This is a genomic window from Luteimonas rhizosphaerae (genome assembly GCF_002849595.1).
GTDB classification, from domain to species: domain Bacteria; phylum Pseudomonadota; class Gammaproteobacteria; order Xanthomonadales; family Xanthomonadaceae; genus Luteimonas; species Luteimonas cellulosilyticus.
The window spans coordinates 361,347-377,021 of the sequence record NZ_NRQR01000026.1 but is presented as its reverse complement, the minus strand read 5'-3'; the positions used below and the strand labels follow the sequence as shown (position 1 = coordinate 377,021).

The window sequence follows — 15,675 nt, the reverse complement described above, 5'->3', positions numbered from 1 at the left end:
GGAACGCCGGTCGTGCGGACCGGCAGGTGACAAGAAAAATTCAGTCGCGGACCACGGTCGGCGCACCGAAACCGAGACCGGCGACGCGCGAGGACACCTCGCCGATGCGCGCCGAGTCCACCGGCCCGACGCGCAGGCGCCAGACCGGCTTGCCGGCGGCGGTGCCGTCCTGCAGCGAGGCCGCGGCGATGCCGGCACCGTGCAGGGTGGCGAGCGCGCGTTCGGCATTGGCGCGCGCCCCGAAAGCGGCGACCTGCAGGGTCACGCCGGCACCGCCGGGACTGGCGACGACCTGCGTGGGTGCGGGTGCCGGGGCGGTCGCCTGCGGCGCGACGACCGGCGCAGGCGCCGGGCTGGCGGCAGCGGTGGCAGCGGGCGCGGGATGGATCGGCACCTGACGCCCGTTCTCCAGGCGCAGACCACGGGCGGTCAGCCAGGCGTCGAAATCGTCCGCCGTCATGACCCTGCCGTTCTGGTACATGTTGAAGCGGCCGTCGGCCGCGCTCGCCTGCGCCGGCAGCGGCGCGGGACGTTCGTCGGCGCGGGCGCTGGCGATGGGCAGGGCCTCGACGATGCTGTCGATCGCGCTGGCGGCCGGCGTCGGCGCGGCCGCGGCGACCGCGGGCGGCGCGGCAGGCGCCGAGGCGACCCACTCGCGATCGAGCTGCGCGTTCTCGCCCGGACTCAGGGCCTGCACCTGGACCCGTCCGGTCCCGCGCGGATGCACGCCGATCTTGACCGCCGCGGCGTAGCTGAGATCGACGACGCGGCCTTCGTGGAACGGCCCGCGATCGTTGACGCGGACGACGACCGACTTGCCGTTGTCGAGATTGGTGACGCGCGCGAAGCTCGGCAGCGGCAGCGACTTGTGCGCCGCGGTAAACGCGTACATGTCGTAGACCTCGCGGTTGGAGGTCAGGCGGCCGTGGAACTTGGCGCCGTAGTACGACGCGGTACCGGTCTCGACGAACGCACTGTGGTCGTCGAGCACGTGGTAGGTCTTGCCCAGCACCTGGTAGGGGCTGCGGTTGCCGACCGGCGAGCGCGGCAGGTCGACGACCTCCGGCTCGGGTATCGCGTCGACGTTGGGCAGGTAGTCGGGCAGGCTGTCGGGCACGCCCGGCCGGTACAGGCCGCCGGCGGTGTAGTGCCCGCGGGTGCTGGGATCTTCCTGCGCGGGCGCATACGGCGACACCCTGCGGCCGCCCTGCCCGCGCGAGGCGGCCGGCGCTGCCGGCGCACCGCTCGACGCGGTCCCGGGCGGGGTCTCACCGGACTTCTTCGGAGTGCCGGCGCAACCGGCCAGCAGGGCCACCGCCGCCAGCGGCAGCAGCCATCGCGTCACGGGCCGACTCCGGCGCGGATCGCCTGCGCCAGCTGGTGGACCGACAGCGAATACATCGGCGAGCGGTTGTAGCGGGTGATCACATAGAAGTTTCGGTACGCGAGCCAGTACTCCATGCCGGCATCGCCATCGAGCGACAGCAGCGTGGCGCCCTCGGCGGTCGGCTCGCCCGGCGCAGGCCGGTAACCGCGACGTGCGAGATCGGCCAGCGGATAGACCGGATCCCAGTTCTCGGGCTTGAAGTCGGCGGCCGACGCATCGCGCTGGGCGCGGGCGACGACCGGACCGCCGCGCTGCCAGCCGTGCAGCACGAAGTAGTTGGCGATCGAGGCGAACACGTCGGGCTTGTGGGTCAGCAGGTCGCGGCGGCCATCGCCGTCGCCGTCCTTCGCCCACAGCCGGTAGCTCGACGGCATGAACTGGCCCATGCCCATCGCGCCGGCATAGCTGCCCTTGAGCTGCAGGATGTCGAGCTGCGGCTCGGCCTTCTCCAGCGCGAACAGCTGCGCGAGCTCGCCGGCGAAGAACGGCGCGCGCGGCGCGTAGTCGAATGCCAGCGTGTACAGGGCGTCGAGCACCTTCCAGTTGCCGGTGATGCGGCCGTAGCTGGTCTCCACGCCGATGATCGCGACGATGTACTCGGCGGGCACGCCGGTGTCGGCGGCCACGCGCTCGAGCGCGGCGCGGTTCTCGCGATAGAAGGCGACGCCGCCGTTGATGCGCGCATCGTTGATGAAGATCGGCCGGTAGTCGCGCCACGGACGCACGGCTTCGGCCGGGCGGCTGATCGCGGTCAGGATCGGCTGCTGCACGCTGGCCTGGGCGAGCGTGCGGCGCACGTGCGCCGGCTCCACGCCGTAGGTCTGCGCGGTGTAGGTCACGAAGTTCTCGACGCGCTGCGCGCGCGGGATCGACGCGTCGCTGACCGATTCCGGTGCGACGGGGCGTTCCTCGGGCTGCGGCACCTTCGGCAGCAGTGCGCCTTCGGGCCGGGCCGGTTCGGGCAGCGGCGTGACCGCGGCGAAGTCGTCGGCGTCCTGCGCCAGTGACGGGTTTGCCGGCGTGGCGCAGGCCACGAGGGCAAGCGGCAACAGGCCAGCGGCGAGTCGGAAATAGGGGCGTCGGCTCATCGGGCGCGAGGTTAGCACGCACCCGCGGAGCGCCGACACCTGCGCAGACGCCACGGTTGCGCTGCGGTCAGATCGCGCGCGTGCCGCGCTCAGCGCCGCTTCTGCCGGCTGCCCGCCTGCACCGCCATGATCACGCCGAAGCCCGCGAGCAGCGACACCGCCGCGGTACCGCCGAAACTCAGCAGCGGCATCGGCACGCCGACCACCGGCAACATGCCCGAGATCATGCCGCCGTTGACGATGACGTAGACCGACATCGCCAGCGCCAGGCTGCCGACCAGCAGGCGCGAGAAGCCGTCGCGTCCCTCGCTGGCGATCCACAGGCAGCGGCCGATGATGAAGAGGTACAGGCCCAGCACGACGACGACCCCGAGCCAGCCGAATTCCTCGCTGAGCACCGCGAACACGAAATCGGTCGTGTGCTCGGGCACGTAGTTCAGATGCGACTGCGAGCCGTCGCCCCAGCCCTGCCCGGTCAGCCCGCCCGAGCCGATCGCGATCTTCGACTGGATGATGTTCCAGCCCGTGCCGAGCGGATCGGATTCGGGATCGAGGAAGGTCAGGATGCGGTCCTTCTGGTACTGCTGCAGATAGAAGAACCACGCGGCCGGCGCCGAGACCACGACCGCGGCGGCGCCGCCGACGAACCACCACCACGACAGGCCCGCCAGGTACAGCGCGAACGCGCCGCCCGATGCGACCAGCATCGCGGTACCGAAATCCGGCTGCAGCAGCACCAGGCCGGTCGGCACGCCGATGATCGCCGCGGCGACCAGCACCGTCGCCAGACGCGGCGGTCCGGCCTGCTGGCCCAGCCACCAGGCGGCCATCATCGGCAGCGACAGTTTCATCAGCTCGGCCGGCTGCACGTAGAACGCGCCCAGATTGAGCCAGTGCTGGCCGCTGCGCCCGGTGCCCATGAACAGCACCGCGATCAACGGCAGCAGCGAAATGCCGTAGGCCAGCGGCGTGAAGCGGCGCAGCTCGATCGCGGGAATGCGCGACAGCACCCACATCGCGCCGAGGCCGACGCCGTAGCGCAGCGCCTGCGACTGCACCATCGCCAGGTTCTGGCCGCTGGCGCTGTGCAGCACCGCCAGGCCGATGCCCATCAGCGCGAGCAGCGCGGCGAGCAGCGGCCAGTCCAGCGTGCGCACGAAGCGCCCGATCATGTCGAGCAGCCAGCGCAGGATCACGTTCACGGCGTCACCTCCGCAGGCGCGGCATCGGATTCACGCGGCGCCCCGGCCGGCACGCGCGGCGCCGGCACGCCCGGAAAGCGGCCGTTGGCATCGCGCGGCGCGGTGCGCACGCCGCCGGTGACGGTCTCGAACGAGGGCTCGGGCGCCAGCGCGGCCTGCGGGCCCGCGGCGGCGACCGCGAGCGGCGCGCCGGTGACGGGATCGACCTCGACCTCGGGCATCGTGCCGAGCAGCCACGCGTCGAAGATCTTGCGCGCGATCGGCGCGGCGGTCGTGCCGCCGTAGCCGCCGTGTTCGACGATGACCGCGAGCGCGATCTTCGGGTCTTCCGCCGGCGCGTAGCCGACGAACAGCGCCTGGTGGCGCAGGTGGTACGGCAGGTTGCGCGGATCGGTGCTGGCGCTGCCTCGGCGGCTCACGCGCTGCGCGGTGCCGGTCTTGCCGGCCATGCGGTACTCGGCGCCGATCGCCATGCGCGTGCCGGTGCCGCGGCCGTGGATCGTCGTGACCATGCCTTCCTGCACCGCGCGCAGATGCTCGGGGCGCTCGGTGATCCGCGTCGGCGCCGGCCGCGGCACCGCGCGCCACGGCGCGTCGAAGCCGTCGCGGCGTTCGGCGGCCAGGTGCAACGTATTGAGCTCGCCGCCGCTGGCGATCGCCGCGGTGCCGCGCGCGAGCTGCAGCGCGGTCGCGATCCAGTAGCCCTGGCCGATGCCCGCGATCACGGTTTCGCCCGCATACCAGGGCTCGCGGGTGCGCGAGGCCTTGTAGCGCGGCGACGGCACCACGCCGATGTTCTCGCCCAGCAGGTCGATGCCGGTCGCCTGGCCGAAGCCGTAGCGGGTCATGTACTGGTCGAAGCGCTCGATGCCCATCTCGTAGGCGAGCTGGTAGTAGTAGTAGTTGACCGAGCGCGCGATCGAATCGCGCAGGTCGGTCCAGCCGGCGCCGCGCGCCGCATCGCGGTAGCCGCGGCGCTGGCCGGGGATGAAGAACTCGCCGGTCGAGAACACCCGCGACTCCGGCGTGCGCAGGCCGCTGTCGACGCCGGCCAGCGCGACCAGCGGCTTGATCGTCGAGCCCGGCGGGCCGCCGCCCAGCACGTTGCGGTTGAACAGCGGCCGCGCCGGATCGTCCATCAGCCGGCGGTAGTCGGCGTGCGAGATGCCGTTGACGAACAGGTTGGGGTCGAAGCTCGGCAGGCTGACCATGCCGAGCACGTCGCCGGTCGCCGGATCGACCGCGACGGCCGAGCCGTGCAGGCCGCCGAAGGCCAGCGCCATCGCCTGCTGCAGTTCGGCGTCCACGCTCAGCCGCAGGTCGGTGCCCGCCGTCGCCGGCACCATGCCGAGCCGGCGCAGCGCGCGCCCCTCGACGTTGGTCTCGACCTGCTCGTAGCCGATGCTGCCGCGCAGGATGTCGTCGTAATAGCGCTCCAGACCCGTGCGCCCGGTCTGCGGGAACAGCAGGTGCGACTCGCCGTAGCGCGCGACATCGCCCTCGTCGGTGCGGCCGACGTAGCCGACCACGTGGGCGAACAGGTCGCCGTAGGGGTAGTGGCGGTTGAGATACGGCACGACCTCGACGCCGGGGAAGCGCCAGCGGTCGAGCGCGAAGCGCGCCATCTCGTCCTCGCTGATGCGCAGCTTCAGCGTCACCGCGTGGAAGCTGCGCTGGGCGCGGCGCTCGCGGTCGAAGCGTTCGATGTCCTCGGCCGACAGGGCGATGATCTTCGACAGCTCGGCGATCAGCGCGTCGGGATCGTCGACGTCCTCGGGGGTCACGTCGAGGCGGTAGGCCTGTTCGTTGTCGGCGAGGATGCGGCCGGCACGGTCGTAGATCAGACCGCGCCCCGGCACCACCGGCCGCGGCTTGATGCGGTTGGCTTCCGAACGTTTCGCGTAGACGTCGTGATCGACGACCTGCAGCTTGAAGTACCAGCCGGCCAGCGCGCCGAGCGCGAGCACGACACCGCCGAAGCCGATCAGCGCGCGCAGCCGGAACGACGCCGACTCGCCGGCGTTGTCGCGGATGCCAGGACGATGGCGGCGCGGCCCCATGGCTCAGGCGCGCCGGTGGTGCGCGGCGCGACTCACGAACGGCGCCCGAAGCGGAGCGCGTCCATGACCAGATACAGCGGCGCCCACAGCGCCATGCCGATCAGCGGCGCCAGCCAGTAGGTCCACGGCAGCTGCGGCACGCCGAGCGCCAGATGGATCGCCGCGCTGACCACGCGGTCGTTGAGCAGCAGGCCGCCGATCGCCAGCGCCTGCTGGGCCAGCGGGAAGAACCGCAGCTGGGCGCGGAAGCGCTGCAGGATGAAGCTCATCACTACCAGCCGCAGCGCCTGTTCGCCGAGCAGGCCACCGAAGGCGAGATCGCCGATCAGGCCGACCGCGAAGGCGACGCCGAGCCCGACGCGCTCGGGATCCTCGATCACCCAGTAGGCGACGACCAGCGCCAGCCAGAACGGCCGGTAGGGCTGCAGGGCCAGCGGCAGCGGCAGCAGGCCGAGCAGCAGCGCGAGGAACACGCTGGCCGGCAGCAACCAGGGATGGCGACGCCGGCTCATGGGCGGGTCTCCGCGGGCGGGGGCGGCGTGGCAGGCGTGGGCGTGGCAGTCGGGGCGGCGGACGGCGCGGGCACATCGCCGGCGGGGCTGGTCGATGCCGGCGTGCTCCCGGCCGGATCGGCGCCGGTATCCGGCAATGCCGCGCCGCCTTCCGCCGCGGCGCGCGCCTCGGCCTCGGCCTGCGCGGCGGCGGCATCGCGGGCGGCGGCCTCGGCGTCGAGATCGGCCGTCGACACCGGCACCACCACGTCGCGCAGCAGCAGCACGTCGCGGCCGCGGTCGAGCTGCGCGGCCGGGGTCAGGTCGCCGACCAGGAAGGCGCGGCTGTCGTCGGGTTCGAGCGCGGTGATCGTGCCGACCGGAAAGCCCGGTGGAAAGCGGCCCCCCAGCCCCGAGGTGACGACGGTATCGCCGACCTCGACTTCCGCCGACAGGGGAATGTTGCGCAGCGCCAGGTGGCCGGCGCGGCCGCTGCCGTAGGCGACCAGGCGCACGCCGTTGCGGGCGATGATCACCGGCACCGCGTGCTCCAGATCGGTCAGCAGCAGCACGGTCGCCGTCGACGGCGTCACCGCGATCACCTGGCCCAGCAGGCCACCGGCGTCGATCGCGCTCTGGCCGACGCGCACGCCGTTGCGGCTGCCGGTATCGAGCAGCAGGCGCTGCCGGGTCGGGTCCTGGTCGACATCGAGGATCGGCGCGAGCTGCACGTCGAGACTGCCCTGCTCGACCGCGCCGAGCAGGCTGCGCAGGCGCGCGTTCTCGACCGCTTCGACCCGCAGCCGCGCCTGGCCGGCGTTGAGCACCAGCAGTTCGTTGCGCAGGCGCCGGTTGTCGGCCGCCAGCTGCGAGCGCGTCGCGGCGTCGTTGCGCATGCTGTCGCCGACCCGCGACGGCAGTCCCGCCAGCCACCACAGCGGCTGCACGGCCACGCTCGCCTGGTTGCGGAACTGGGTCAGCCAGCCCCCCCGATGGTCCGAGACCAGCAGCACCAGCGACAGCGCCAGATAGGCCAGCAACCGCAGCGTCCCGGCGACATCGCCGGGCCGGGGAACAGGAGAGCGGGCGTAGGAGGACACGTGCGGGAGGCCGGGGTCAGGAGTCGGGTTGTGGATTCGCGGCCGTGGCCCGCCTCGCGCGGATGCCGTCCCGCCGCGCAGACCCGTGTGCCAGCCGGATCCCGCTGGTGTCGCCGGACGGGGTGGCGCGCGCGGTCAGGCCGCGCCGGCACGCCGCCCGCTGGCGCGACCGCGTCACTCGGCCGCGAAGAACTCGTTGCCGTGCAGGTCGAGCAGTTCCAGCGCCCGGCCACCGCCGCGTGCGACGCAGGTCAGCGGATCCTCGGCGACCTGCACGTGCAGGCCGGTGGCCTCGCTGATCAACCGGTCGAGGTCGCGCAGCAGCGCGCCGCCACCGGTCAGCACGATGCCGCGCTCGGCGACGTCGGCGCACAGCTCCGGCGGCGTCTGCTCCAGCGCCTGCTTGACCGCCTCGACGATGCCCGACAGCGGCTCGCGCAGCGCGTCGAGCACTTCGCTCGAGCTGATGGTGATGATCTTCGGCACGCCCTCGGCCAGATGCCGGCCTGACACTTCCATGTCGATCGGGCGTTCCTGCGGGTACGCGCAGCCGATCTCGAGCTTGATCCGCTCCGCGGTCGCGTCGCCGATCAGCATGCCGTGGTTGCGGCGCACGTAGTTGATGATCGACTCGTCGAAGCGGTCGCCGCCGATGCGGGCCGACTGCGAGTAGACGATGCCGTTGAGCGCGATCACCGCGACTTCGGTCGTGCCGCCGCCGATGTCGACGACCATCGAGCCGCGCGCCTCGGTCACCGGCAGGCCGGCGCCGATCGCGGCCGCCATCGGCTCCTCGATCAGCGAGACCTCGCGGGCGCCAGCTTCGAGCGCCGAGTCCTTGATGGCGCGCTTCTCGACCTGGGTCGACCCGGCCGGCACGCAGATCAGCACGCGCGGGCTCGGCCGCAGGAAGCGCGACTTGTGCACCTTCTTGATGAAGTACTTCAGCATCTCCTCGGTGTAGGTGAAATCGGCGATGACGCCGTCCTTCATCGGGCGATGCGTGGTGATGTTGCCGGGCGTGCGGCCGAGCATCTGCTTGGCCTCCGAACCGACCGCGGCGACGACCTTCTGGCCGGCGGTGCGGTCCTGGCGGACGGCCACGACCGACGGCTCGTTGAGCACGATGCCCTGGCCGCGGACGAAGATGAGGGTATTTGCAGTGCCCAGGTCGATGGACAGGTCGTTGGAGAAGAGACCGCGGAACTTCTTGAACATCAGGAAAAGGCGTCCGTCGAGGGGGCAGAACAGGGCCCGCTAGCCTAGCAAAAAAAGCGCCTGCCACACCGCCCGTGCACGCGCCGTGCGAGACCCGACGAGCGCCCCGGCGGGGCCCGGGCCGCTGCCGCCTCGCCCGCCGGGCCGGGCTCCGCGCTGGCCCCCCGCACCCCGGGCCGCTACCCTAGCCGGCCTCCACGTCACGAGCGGCGCCCGATGTCTGCACTGATCTGCGGTTCCCTGGCCTACGACACCATCATGGTGTTCCCCGACCAGTTCAAGAACCACATCCTGCCCGACAAGGTGCACATCCTGAACGTCTCGTTCCTGGTGCCGCGGATGCGCCGCGAGTTCGGCGGATGCGCCGGCAACATCGCCTACAACCTGAAGCTGCTCGGCGGCGATCCGATCCCGATGGGCACCGTCGGCCAGGATTTCGGCCCCTACCGCGAATGGTTCGAGGAACACGGCATCGACCTGTCCCAGGTCCGCGAGATCCCCGACCTGTTCACGCCCCAGGCCTTCATCACCACCGATCTGGACAACAACCAGATCACCGCCTTCCACCCGGGCGCGATGATGCGCAGCCACGAGAACCACGTGCGCGACGTCCCCAACGTGACCATCGGCCTCGTCGGCCCGGACGGCCGCGACGGCATGCTGCAGAACGCGCAGGAATTCTCGGAAGGCAAGATCCCCTTCATCTTCGACCCCGGCCAGGCCATGCCGCTGTTCAACGGCGAAGAGCTGCGCAAGTTCATCGACCTGGCGGACTACGTGGTCGTCAACGACTACGAGTCCAACCTGCTGCAGGAACGCACCGGCTGGGACGAGACCGTCATCGCCGGCAAGGTGCGCGCCTACATCTGCACCCGCGGCCCCAAGGGCGTGGTGATCCATGCCGAAGGCCAGACCCACGATGTGCCCCCGGCGCACGAGCGCCGCGTGACCGACCCCACCGGCTGCGGCGACGCCTTCCGCGCCGGCCTGATCTTCGGCATCGAGAAAGGCTGCGACTGGCTGACCATCGGCCGCATCGGCAACCTGATGGGCGCGCTGAAGGTCGAGCACCCCGGCACCCAGAACCAGCGCTTCGACTACGACGAGTTCTCGCTGCAGTTCCGGCAGCAGTTCGGGTACGCGTTGGAGAGCAAGACGACGGTTTGAGTCGGGTGACATTGCGAAGTTCTGAAAACAGGGCGCCTTTCGAGGCGCCCTGTTTCGTTCTGCTGGACGGAAATCCCTTGGACAGCTGAGCAGCGGCACGGCGATACTCACCGAACACATTCAGCAGCGCCACACCCCACGTTAGACTTGTAATTCCGATCCTCGGAAGCCGCTAGGTAACGCAGACAGATGCCGAGCCAACCAATCAATGGCAAAGTGACAAGTCATCGGATACAGATAGAAATACGAACCTTGGCGAAGGGAGGAATTCCACTGCATACTCCACGCAACGGCCTATTTACGGGGTCGAATAATAGTTAGCGATCAAAGGGGGAGACAGTCGTGATGCGAAAAGCGTGGAATCGTTTATCCAAATGGCAGAAGTACTGCCTCATCGCCAGCATTCCGACTTATCTGATCGCCGCAGCGGCTGGATACATCCTACCTCTGCCATACCTGTCAAAGCTCATTGAGATGATCCTAGAGGGCTTAGGCGGAGCATTCTTTGTGATTGGATTCCTTGGCTTCCTCGAGATTTATGGAACCGCCGCTTCCGCAGGATCGAGCGATAAAGCGCCTGCGATACCCGCACCTCAAGCGCAGGATGCGCCGCAAGCTGAGGTTCGGCAGTCCGACTCGCAACGGATTGAGCGCTGACAGTTCACTCAAACCGATGCCGTTTCGCGGCACGGCCCACTTCAGGCGTTAGGTTGCATGGACATAATTTCGCTGCTCGCTGACGTGTCGAAAAGCCTTGTAGCGGCTGCAGTACTGGGCGCAATTGCTTGGATCTATAGCTGGCTACGAAACAAAAGACTCGAACGGCAGCTTGCACAGCTAATAAACGCAAATGGCGTCGGCGTTACCTATAGCCAAGACCAGATGCAGTGCAATTTTTCTGTGCAGATCGACAATTACTCCAACGCTACCATTCGTGTCAGGTCTGTCTTGCTCGTAGGAGAGCCAGGACAGATATCCCTTGAGCTTTACAGAGATACCACCACTCCAATCAACCAAACCCCGCTGTCCAACGAGATAAGAAACAGAAATGTTTCTAGGCAGTCACTCTTCAAGAACACGCTTGAGGAGGACTCGAATCCAAACTCAGTCCTGCTACCACCGAAGACAACGACAACCTTCGGATCACCGGTCTACTCGTACGTCAATCTTCCACTCAACATCAAGGATGTATGGGTCGTATACGAGTACAGCACCATCTTCGGCAGTGTGGAACTCGTGACGCAGGTCGCGACTGACAGCACTCGAAAGTTGATTTCCGATTGCTTTACAGACCTTCTAAGCGCCATGCGCGAGCGACTGACAATCCAGCAGTGGAATCAGAGAATTCGGCATGCATCTTAATAACTAAAGCGGTCAAATTTACTTTAGATCTCGATCAACCCATCCATGGATGATCTCCGGTACGCGGCTACGCCTCGCCGCCTCCACCGCTCCATTCCTGCTCGCGCTTCTTCTTCCGCATCCTTCTCCGCTTGGTCGTGATGCCATTTGATCGCGAAGAGCAGCTTGCAGTAGCCGCTGAGGGCTCACCCTCGTCAACGGCGTTAGCCGGAAATCGACTGGCCGATCGTCCAAGCCACTCCCTCGATTCGATGGCGGCGACTGCTTAAGGACGAGTCTAGTGACAGAAAACAGCGACTAGCGATGACGTATAAGACCGGTCAGTTCGCTCTTGCGTATCGGCACCCCAGGAGCCAGGGAATTGACGAGGGACTCAACGATCAGCTGTTCGGATGTGTCCGTCAGCGGACCCAGCACAATCTTCGCGCTAGCTAAGGCAGCTGATGACAACTCCCTATCGATGTAGCGAACAGTGGGGCGCAATTTCGTTGCGATGGAGGCTTCTGCTAGCTCGCTGTACTGTCGCGCCCAGTCCGCGTCGTCGGTCCAACTCGAAGGGCCAACGGTCGCATGAAGCACAAATCTCACCTCCTGCTGGAATGACCAGCGGAGGTGCTTGTACGTAGCAAGTTGAACTATTCGGCCGTTGACATTGATTCCGTCAGGAGGCAGGTGCTGAACGCGAGCAGCGTATTCTGCGGCTATATCGGCCACATAGTTAACTCTGGAGAGAAACATGCTTTCGTCCTCGATCTGGTCAGGAGATAGCACGTAACCAGGGCACCGCAATCCATTCATTAGAAACGTCGGTGAGAGCATCGGGACCTGAGAAAATGGCTGCCTAGGCAGAGATATCCGGACGCCTTTCATGGCGTGGCCATACATCGCCCATTGTGCAATGTCCTCCTCAGCCTTTTCGACCCAGCAGCTCGCGAAAAGCATTGAACCGAAATCGAAATCACCGATGCTCTGTGCTTCCTCTGTATCGTCTAAGGTATCCAGACGACCAAAGCGAATTGTTCGATTCTGCAGAATCGAAGCTAGCGCTCCGATGCTCGTGTAGTGATGAATCAGATGGTTTTCCATGGCTTCAACTCCGCTCAGAGCAAGCTAAATTCTGCGAGTTAACGGGGTCAAAGTCACTAACCTGGAGCGAACCGTGAACTGCTACGGAGCTTGATGCTGCGCTCGCGACGCATTGAATCCCGACACGAACTCCCACACCGAACCGGCGACTAACAGCACCAGCGCCGCGGCCATCATCAGATTGCGGTTGTGCTTGCGGTAGCCGATGACAAGGGCGACCAGACCGGCGACGAGCAGCAGGACTTGCAGAATGAGCATCGTGTTCTCCGTTCGCGATGGGCATTCTTGCCGACGGCAAGCGCCTTCTCCAGCGTTCGACGGAGACGCGATGCGGCTTGTGACATCCGGACGTGAGAAGGGTGCCTCGAGGCGCCCATTCCGTTTCCGAATTCCCATGCAAGACCAGTCCGGAAAAAACGGGACGGAGGCAATTAAATCCAAGTGAACCACCTCTGCTGAGCATGCCCCACATCGTTCGCGGGCATAGGCTGAAGGTGATTTGTTGTTCGAAACGTCGGGGTCGCGACGCCCGCAGGCCGTGAGCGCAGGCCGTACCGCCTATCCTCACCAGTCCGCGATCCGCCTCCCAATTGAATGCGCGCATGCCGCCTCGCTCCGATACGCCCGCCTCCCAGCCCCGCGACCTGACTACCGGGCCGATCGCATCCACGCTGTTCGTGTTCGCGCTGCCGATCCTCGGCGGCAACGTGCTGCAGTCGATGAACGGGTCGGTCAACGCGGTCTGGATCGGGCGCTTTCTCGGCGAGGACGCGCTGGCGGCGATCGCCAATGCCAACAACATCCTGTTCTTCCTGCTCGGCGCGGTGTTCGGCGTGGGCATGGCGGCGACGATCCTCGTCGCCCAGGCGATCGGCCGCAGCGACGTGCCGGAGGCCAAGCGCGTCATCGGCACCAGCGCGACGTTCTTCCTGTCGGCCTCGGTGCTGATCGCCGCGGCCGGCCTGCCGCTGTCGCGCGTGGTGCTGGAATGGATGGGCACGCCCGCGGGCGCATTGCCGCACGCGGAGGCGTACCTGAAGATCATCTTCCTCGCGGTGCCGTTCCTGTACGCGCTGGCCTTCCTGTCGGCGATCCTGCGCGGCGCCGGCGATGCGCGCACGCCGTTCCTGTTCCTGCTGCTGGTGGTCGCGCTCGACATCGTGCTGGTGCCGCTGCTGATGTTCGGCGTCGGCCCGTTGCCCGAGATGGGCATGGCCGGCGCCGCGCTGGCGAACCTGATCGCCAATGCGCTGAGCCTCGCGGCGCTGCTGGCGTGGCTGCGGCACCGGCGCCACCGGCTGTGGATCGACCGCACCGAGCGGCACCTCTATCGCCCGGACTGGACCATCGTGAAAGCGCTGGTGGTCAAGGGCGTGCCGATGGGCCTGCAGATGGTGATGCTGTCGGCGGCGATGATCGCAATGATCTCGATGGTCAACCACCACGGCATCGAGACCACGGCCGCGTACGGTGCGGCGCTACAGCTGTGGACCTACGTGCAGATGCCGGCGATGGCGATCGGTGCGGCGTGCTCGACGATGGCCGCGCAGAACGTCGGCGCCGGGCGCTGGGACCGCGTGTCGGCGATCGCGCGCCACGGCGTGCTCTTCAACTTCCTGATGACCGGCCTGCTGATCGCGCCGCTGATCCTGCTGGACCGCTTCACGCTGGCGCTGTTCCTGCCCGACGGCAGCGCGGCGCTGGAGATCGCGCGACATCTCAACCACATCGCCATCTGGTCGTTCCTGTTCTTCGGCGTGACCTTCGTGATGTTCGGCGTGGTGCGCTCGACCGGCGCGGTGCTGCCGCCGCTGATCATCCTGGCGATCGCGCTGTGGGGCGTGCGCGTGCCGTTCGCGACGCTGCTGCAGCCGGTGCTGGGCGTCGATGCGATCTGGTGGAGTTTCCCGGCCAGTGCGCTGTGCGCGATGCTGCTGGCGGTCGGCTATTACCGCTTCGGCGGCTGGCGCGCCGCGCGCATGCTGCCGGGCGACGCCGACAGCATCGCGATTCCCGCCGAGGTGCCGGCGCAGCCGCCCTGCCCGGTCGCCGACACGCCGCCGCGCGAACCCGCGTTGCGGCCGGATCCGGCGCGTGCCTGAGCCGGCGGCGATGAACGTGGCACGACCCGGCAGCGCGGCAAGGCTTGTCCAGGACGCGCAACGCGTCCATTCCTGTACTACCGGCCGCGGTGTTGCGGCGCCACTGGTGGTCCCGATGCGCCGTTGTCTGCTCCTGCTGTGCGTGGCCTCGTCGCTGGCGTTCGCCGCGACGTCCGCGTCCGCGCAGCAGTTGCGCCGGCCGGCCGATCCGTTGCCCACGCCGGCGCCCGCGCTGCGGCCGATCGATGCGACGCCGACCGGAAACTCAGTGCTGCAGCCACCGCCTCCGGTGCGTGGTCTCACCGACGATGCCAACCGCCCGGTCTCGCCGATGCCGGCACTGTCGCCGCGTGCGCGCTGCCTGCAGACGGCGCGCCAGTCGATCCAGGCGCCGTCGGACTACCGCATTGCCGCGGCTCAGCGCCAGCTCGCCGCGACGGATGTACAACGCGCTGCGCGCAATGCCGACGCGACGGATCCCACCGACCGCTCGGGCCTGCGCGCGCAGCGGAATGCCCAGCAGCGCGCCATCGTGCGCGAGCGCAACGCCGCGCGACAGCAGCTCACCGTCGCGCAGAACAACTGCATCGGCGGATGACGCGGGGCGCGTCGGCGCGCGCGCTCAGTTCCAGGCCGGCAGGCGGGCGCGATCGAGGCCCGCGACTTCGAACACCGCGGTGCGGGTGCCGCCGGCCTCGACCGGGAATTCCACGCTGACGGTCTTCGCTCCCTCCAGCATCCGCCACAGCGCGCGCTCGTCGTCGATGAACATCGCGATCGCCTCGTCGGTCTTCGGCCGGTTCGCGGCCATGCGCACGGGCGCGGCGTCGTCGACGGTCACGCCGACGCGGCAGCTGCCGTAGCAGTCGAAATCGCCGGCCTGCAGCACGAGGTAGCTGCTGCGGCCCCACGACGGATGGTCGCGAAAGATCAACCGGACCTGCTTGGCGCCGGTGCCGTCGACGTCGAGGTTGTCCTTGGCGTAGATCGCCGCGGACAGCTGCTGGCCGCCTTCGACGGCCTCGCTGTTGTAGCTCCACAGCGCCTCGGTGCGTGCGGCCTCGCGCAGTTCGTCGCCCTTGGTCTTCACTGAATCGAACTGCGCGCGCACGCGACCCGCCGCGGCGGTGTCGGGGTAGCGCGCCAGCAGCACGTCGGCCTGGGCCTTCGCCAGCGGCCAGTTCTCGGCGGCCACGGCGGCCTCGAAGTCGCGCTCGCCGTCGGTGGCGGCCTGTTCGCTGGCGGCGGCCAGCGACGCGGCCTGCGCGGCGGCCTGGGCCTCGCGGTCCTGGCAGGCGGTCAGCGGCAGCAGCGCAACCAGCAGGGCGGCGGCGAGCGGAAGATGTCGTGCGGTCATGCGGAAGTCCTCGTACGGGCGGCGACGTGCCGCGTGCGGCTGCGCGATCGGGCGA

The 15,675-nt window shown here is 68.2% G+C and carries 15 protein-coding genes; 5 read left to right on the top strand and 10 right to left on the bottom strand.

Features of this window, described 5'->3' with window-relative positions; translation table 11 throughout:
- Positions 1–40: 40 nt before the first annotated feature.
- From CJ022_RS15050 to CJ022_RS15020, 7 genes are all read right to left on the bottom strand, one after another.
- A complete protein-coding gene (locus CJ022_RS15050; protein WP_101927420.1) occupies positions 41–1,345 on the bottom strand; it encodes a septal ring lytic transglycosylase RlpA family protein in 1,305 nt (434 codons plus the stop codon).
- Positions 1,342–2,475 carry a lytic murein transglycosylase B gene (gene mltB / locus CJ022_RS15045; RefSeq protein ID WP_101927419.1) on the bottom strand — a complete coding sequence of 378 codons (1,134 nt, stop codon included), beginning with the start codon at positions 2,473–2,475 and terminating at the stop codon, positions 1,342–1,344. Before mltB ends, CJ022_RS15050 begins: the two co-directional genes overlap by 4 nt.
- Positions 2,476–2,564: 89 nt before the next feature.
- Positions 2,565–3,677, bottom strand: a complete 1,113-nt coding sequence (gene rodA, locus CJ022_RS15040; RefSeq protein ID WP_101927418.1) for a rod shape-determining protein RodA — start codon at positions 3,675–3,677, stop codon at positions 2,565–2,567.
- Positions 3,674–5,737 (bottom strand): penicillin-binding protein 2, encoded by a 2,064-nt coding sequence (mrdA, locus tag CJ022_RS15035; protein WP_101927417.1) that lies wholly within the window; start codon positions 5,735–5,737, stop codon positions 3,674–3,676. Before mrdA ends, rodA begins: the two co-directional genes overlap by 4 nt.
- Before the next feature lie 32 nt (positions 5,738–5,769).
- A complete protein-coding gene (mreD, locus tag CJ022_RS15030; RefSeq protein ID WP_101927416.1) occupies positions 5,770–6,249 on the bottom strand; it encodes a rod shape-determining protein MreD in 480 nt (159 codons plus the stop codon).
- Positions 6,246–7,328: a rod shape-determining protein MreC gene (mreC, locus tag CJ022_RS15025; protein ID WP_101927415.1), complete on the bottom strand. Its 1,083-nt coding sequence runs from the start codon at positions 7,326–7,328 to the stop codon at positions 6,246–6,248. The genes mreD and mreC overlap by 4 nt, the downstream gene beginning before the upstream one ends.
- Before the next feature lie 174 nt (positions 7,329–7,502).
- A complete protein-coding gene (locus tag CJ022_RS15020) occupies positions 7,503–8,546 on the bottom strand; it encodes a rod shape-determining protein (protein ID WP_101927414.1) in 1,044 nt (347 codons plus the stop codon).
- 216 nt (positions 8,547–8,762) lie between these two features.
- Between CJ022_RS15020 and CJ022_RS15015 the strand changes: the two genes are divergently transcribed.
- From CJ022_RS15015 to CJ022_RS16930, 3 genes are all read left to right on the top strand, one after another.
- Positions 8,763–9,713, top strand: a complete 951-nt coding sequence (locus tag CJ022_RS15015; RefSeq protein ID WP_101927413.1) for a carbohydrate kinase family protein — start codon at positions 8,763–8,765, stop codon at positions 9,711–9,713.
- 345 nt (positions 9,714–10,058) lie between these two features.
- Positions 10,059–10,370 (top strand): hypothetical protein, encoded by a 312-nt coding sequence (locus tag CJ022_RS16935; protein ID WP_143704009.1) that lies wholly within the window; start codon positions 10,059–10,061, stop codon positions 10,368–10,370.
- A 57-nt stretch (positions 10,371–10,427) separates the two neighbouring features.
- Positions 10,428–11,075: a hypothetical protein gene (locus tag CJ022_RS16930; protein WP_143704008.1), complete on the top strand. Its 648-nt coding sequence runs from the start codon at positions 10,428–10,430 to the stop codon at positions 11,073–11,075.
- A 297-nt stretch (positions 11,076–11,372) separates the two neighbouring features.
- On the opposite strand, the gene CJ022_RS16925 is transcribed toward CJ022_RS16930, so the two are convergent.
- Together CJ022_RS16925 and CJ022_RS17305 are read right to left on the bottom strand one after the other, a co-directional pair.
- Entirely contained in the window at positions 11,373–12,161 is a 789-nt protein-coding gene (locus CJ022_RS16925; RefSeq protein ID WP_143704007.1) for a hypothetical protein, read from the bottom strand.
- 81 nt (positions 12,162–12,242) lie between these two features.
- On the bottom strand, positions 12,243–12,419 hold the full coding sequence (locus tag CJ022_RS17305; protein ID WP_199171567.1) for a hypothetical protein: 177 nt from the start codon (positions 12,417–12,419) through the stop codon (positions 12,243–12,245).
- Positions 12,420–12,763: 344 nt separating this feature from the next.
- Here CJ022_RS17305 and CJ022_RS15010 point away from each other — a divergent pair, with 344 nt between their 5' ends.
- Positions 12,764–14,263: an MATE family efflux transporter gene (locus tag CJ022_RS15010; protein WP_101927587.1), complete on the top strand. Its 1,500-nt coding sequence runs from the start codon at positions 12,764–12,766 to the stop codon at positions 14,261–14,263.
- 115 nt (positions 14,264–14,378) lie between these two features.
- Complete coding sequence (locus tag CJ022_RS15005) at positions 14,379–14,861, top strand: hypothetical protein (protein ID WP_143704006.1); 483 nt, start codon at positions 14,379–14,381, stop codon at positions 14,859–14,861.
- A 24-nt stretch (positions 14,862–14,885) separates the two neighbouring features.
- On the opposite strand, the gene CJ022_RS15000 is transcribed toward CJ022_RS15005, so the two are convergent.
- Complete coding sequence (locus tag CJ022_RS15000) at positions 14,886–15,620, bottom strand: hypothetical protein (protein ID WP_101927411.1); 735 nt, start codon at positions 15,618–15,620, stop codon at positions 14,886–14,888.
- Between the last annotated feature and the right edge of the window lie 55 nt (positions 15,621–15,675).

Excerpts from the sequence above, each read along its gene's own strand:
- mltB (WP_101927419.1), bottom strand. The coding sequence starts at position 2,475 with ATGAGCCGACGCCCCTATTTCCGACTCGCCGCTGGCCTGTTGCCGCTT.
- mrdA (WP_101927417.1), bottom strand. The coding sequence starts at position 5,737 with ATGGGGCCGCGCCGCCATCGTCCTGGCATCCGCGACAACGCCGGCGAG.
- mreD (WP_101927416.1), bottom strand. The coding sequence starts at position 6,249 with ATGAGCCGGCGTCGCCATCCCTGGTTGCTGCCGGCCAGCGTGTTCCTC.
- CJ022_RS15020 (WP_101927414.1), bottom strand. The coding sequence starts at position 8,546 with ATGTTCAAGAAGTTCCGCGGTCTCTTCTCCAACGACCTGTCCATCGAC.
- CJ022_RS15015 (WP_101927413.1), top strand. The coding sequence starts at position 8,763 with ATGTCTGCACTGATCTGCGGTTCCCTGGCCTACGACACCATCATGGTG.
- CJ022_RS16935 (WP_143704009.1), top strand. The coding sequence starts at position 10,059 with ATGCGAAAAGCGTGGAATCGTTTATCCAAATGGCAGAAGTACTGCCTC.
- CJ022_RS16930 (WP_143704008.1), top strand. The coding sequence starts at position 10,428 with ATGGACATAATTTCGCTGCTCGCTGACGTGTCGAAAAGCCTTGTAGCG.
- CJ022_RS16925 (WP_143704007.1), bottom strand. The coding sequence starts at position 12,161 with ATGGAAAACCATCTGATTCATCACTACACGAGCATCGGAGCGCTAGCT.
- CJ022_RS17305 (WP_199171567.1), bottom strand. The coding sequence starts at position 12,419 with ATGCTCATTCTGCAAGTCCTGCTGCTCGTCGCCGGTCTGGTCGCCCTT.
- CJ022_RS15010 (WP_101927587.1), top strand. The coding sequence starts at position 12,764 with ATGCCGCCTCGCTCCGATACGCCCGCCTCCCAGCCCCGCGACCTGACT.
- CJ022_RS15005 (WP_143704006.1), top strand. The coding sequence starts at position 14,379 with ATGCGCCGTTGTCTGCTCCTGCTGTGCGTGGCCTCGTCGCTGGCGTTC.
- CJ022_RS15000 (WP_101927411.1), bottom strand. The coding sequence starts at position 15,620 with ATGACCGCACGACATCTTCCGCTCGCCGCCGCCCTGCTGGTTGCGCTG.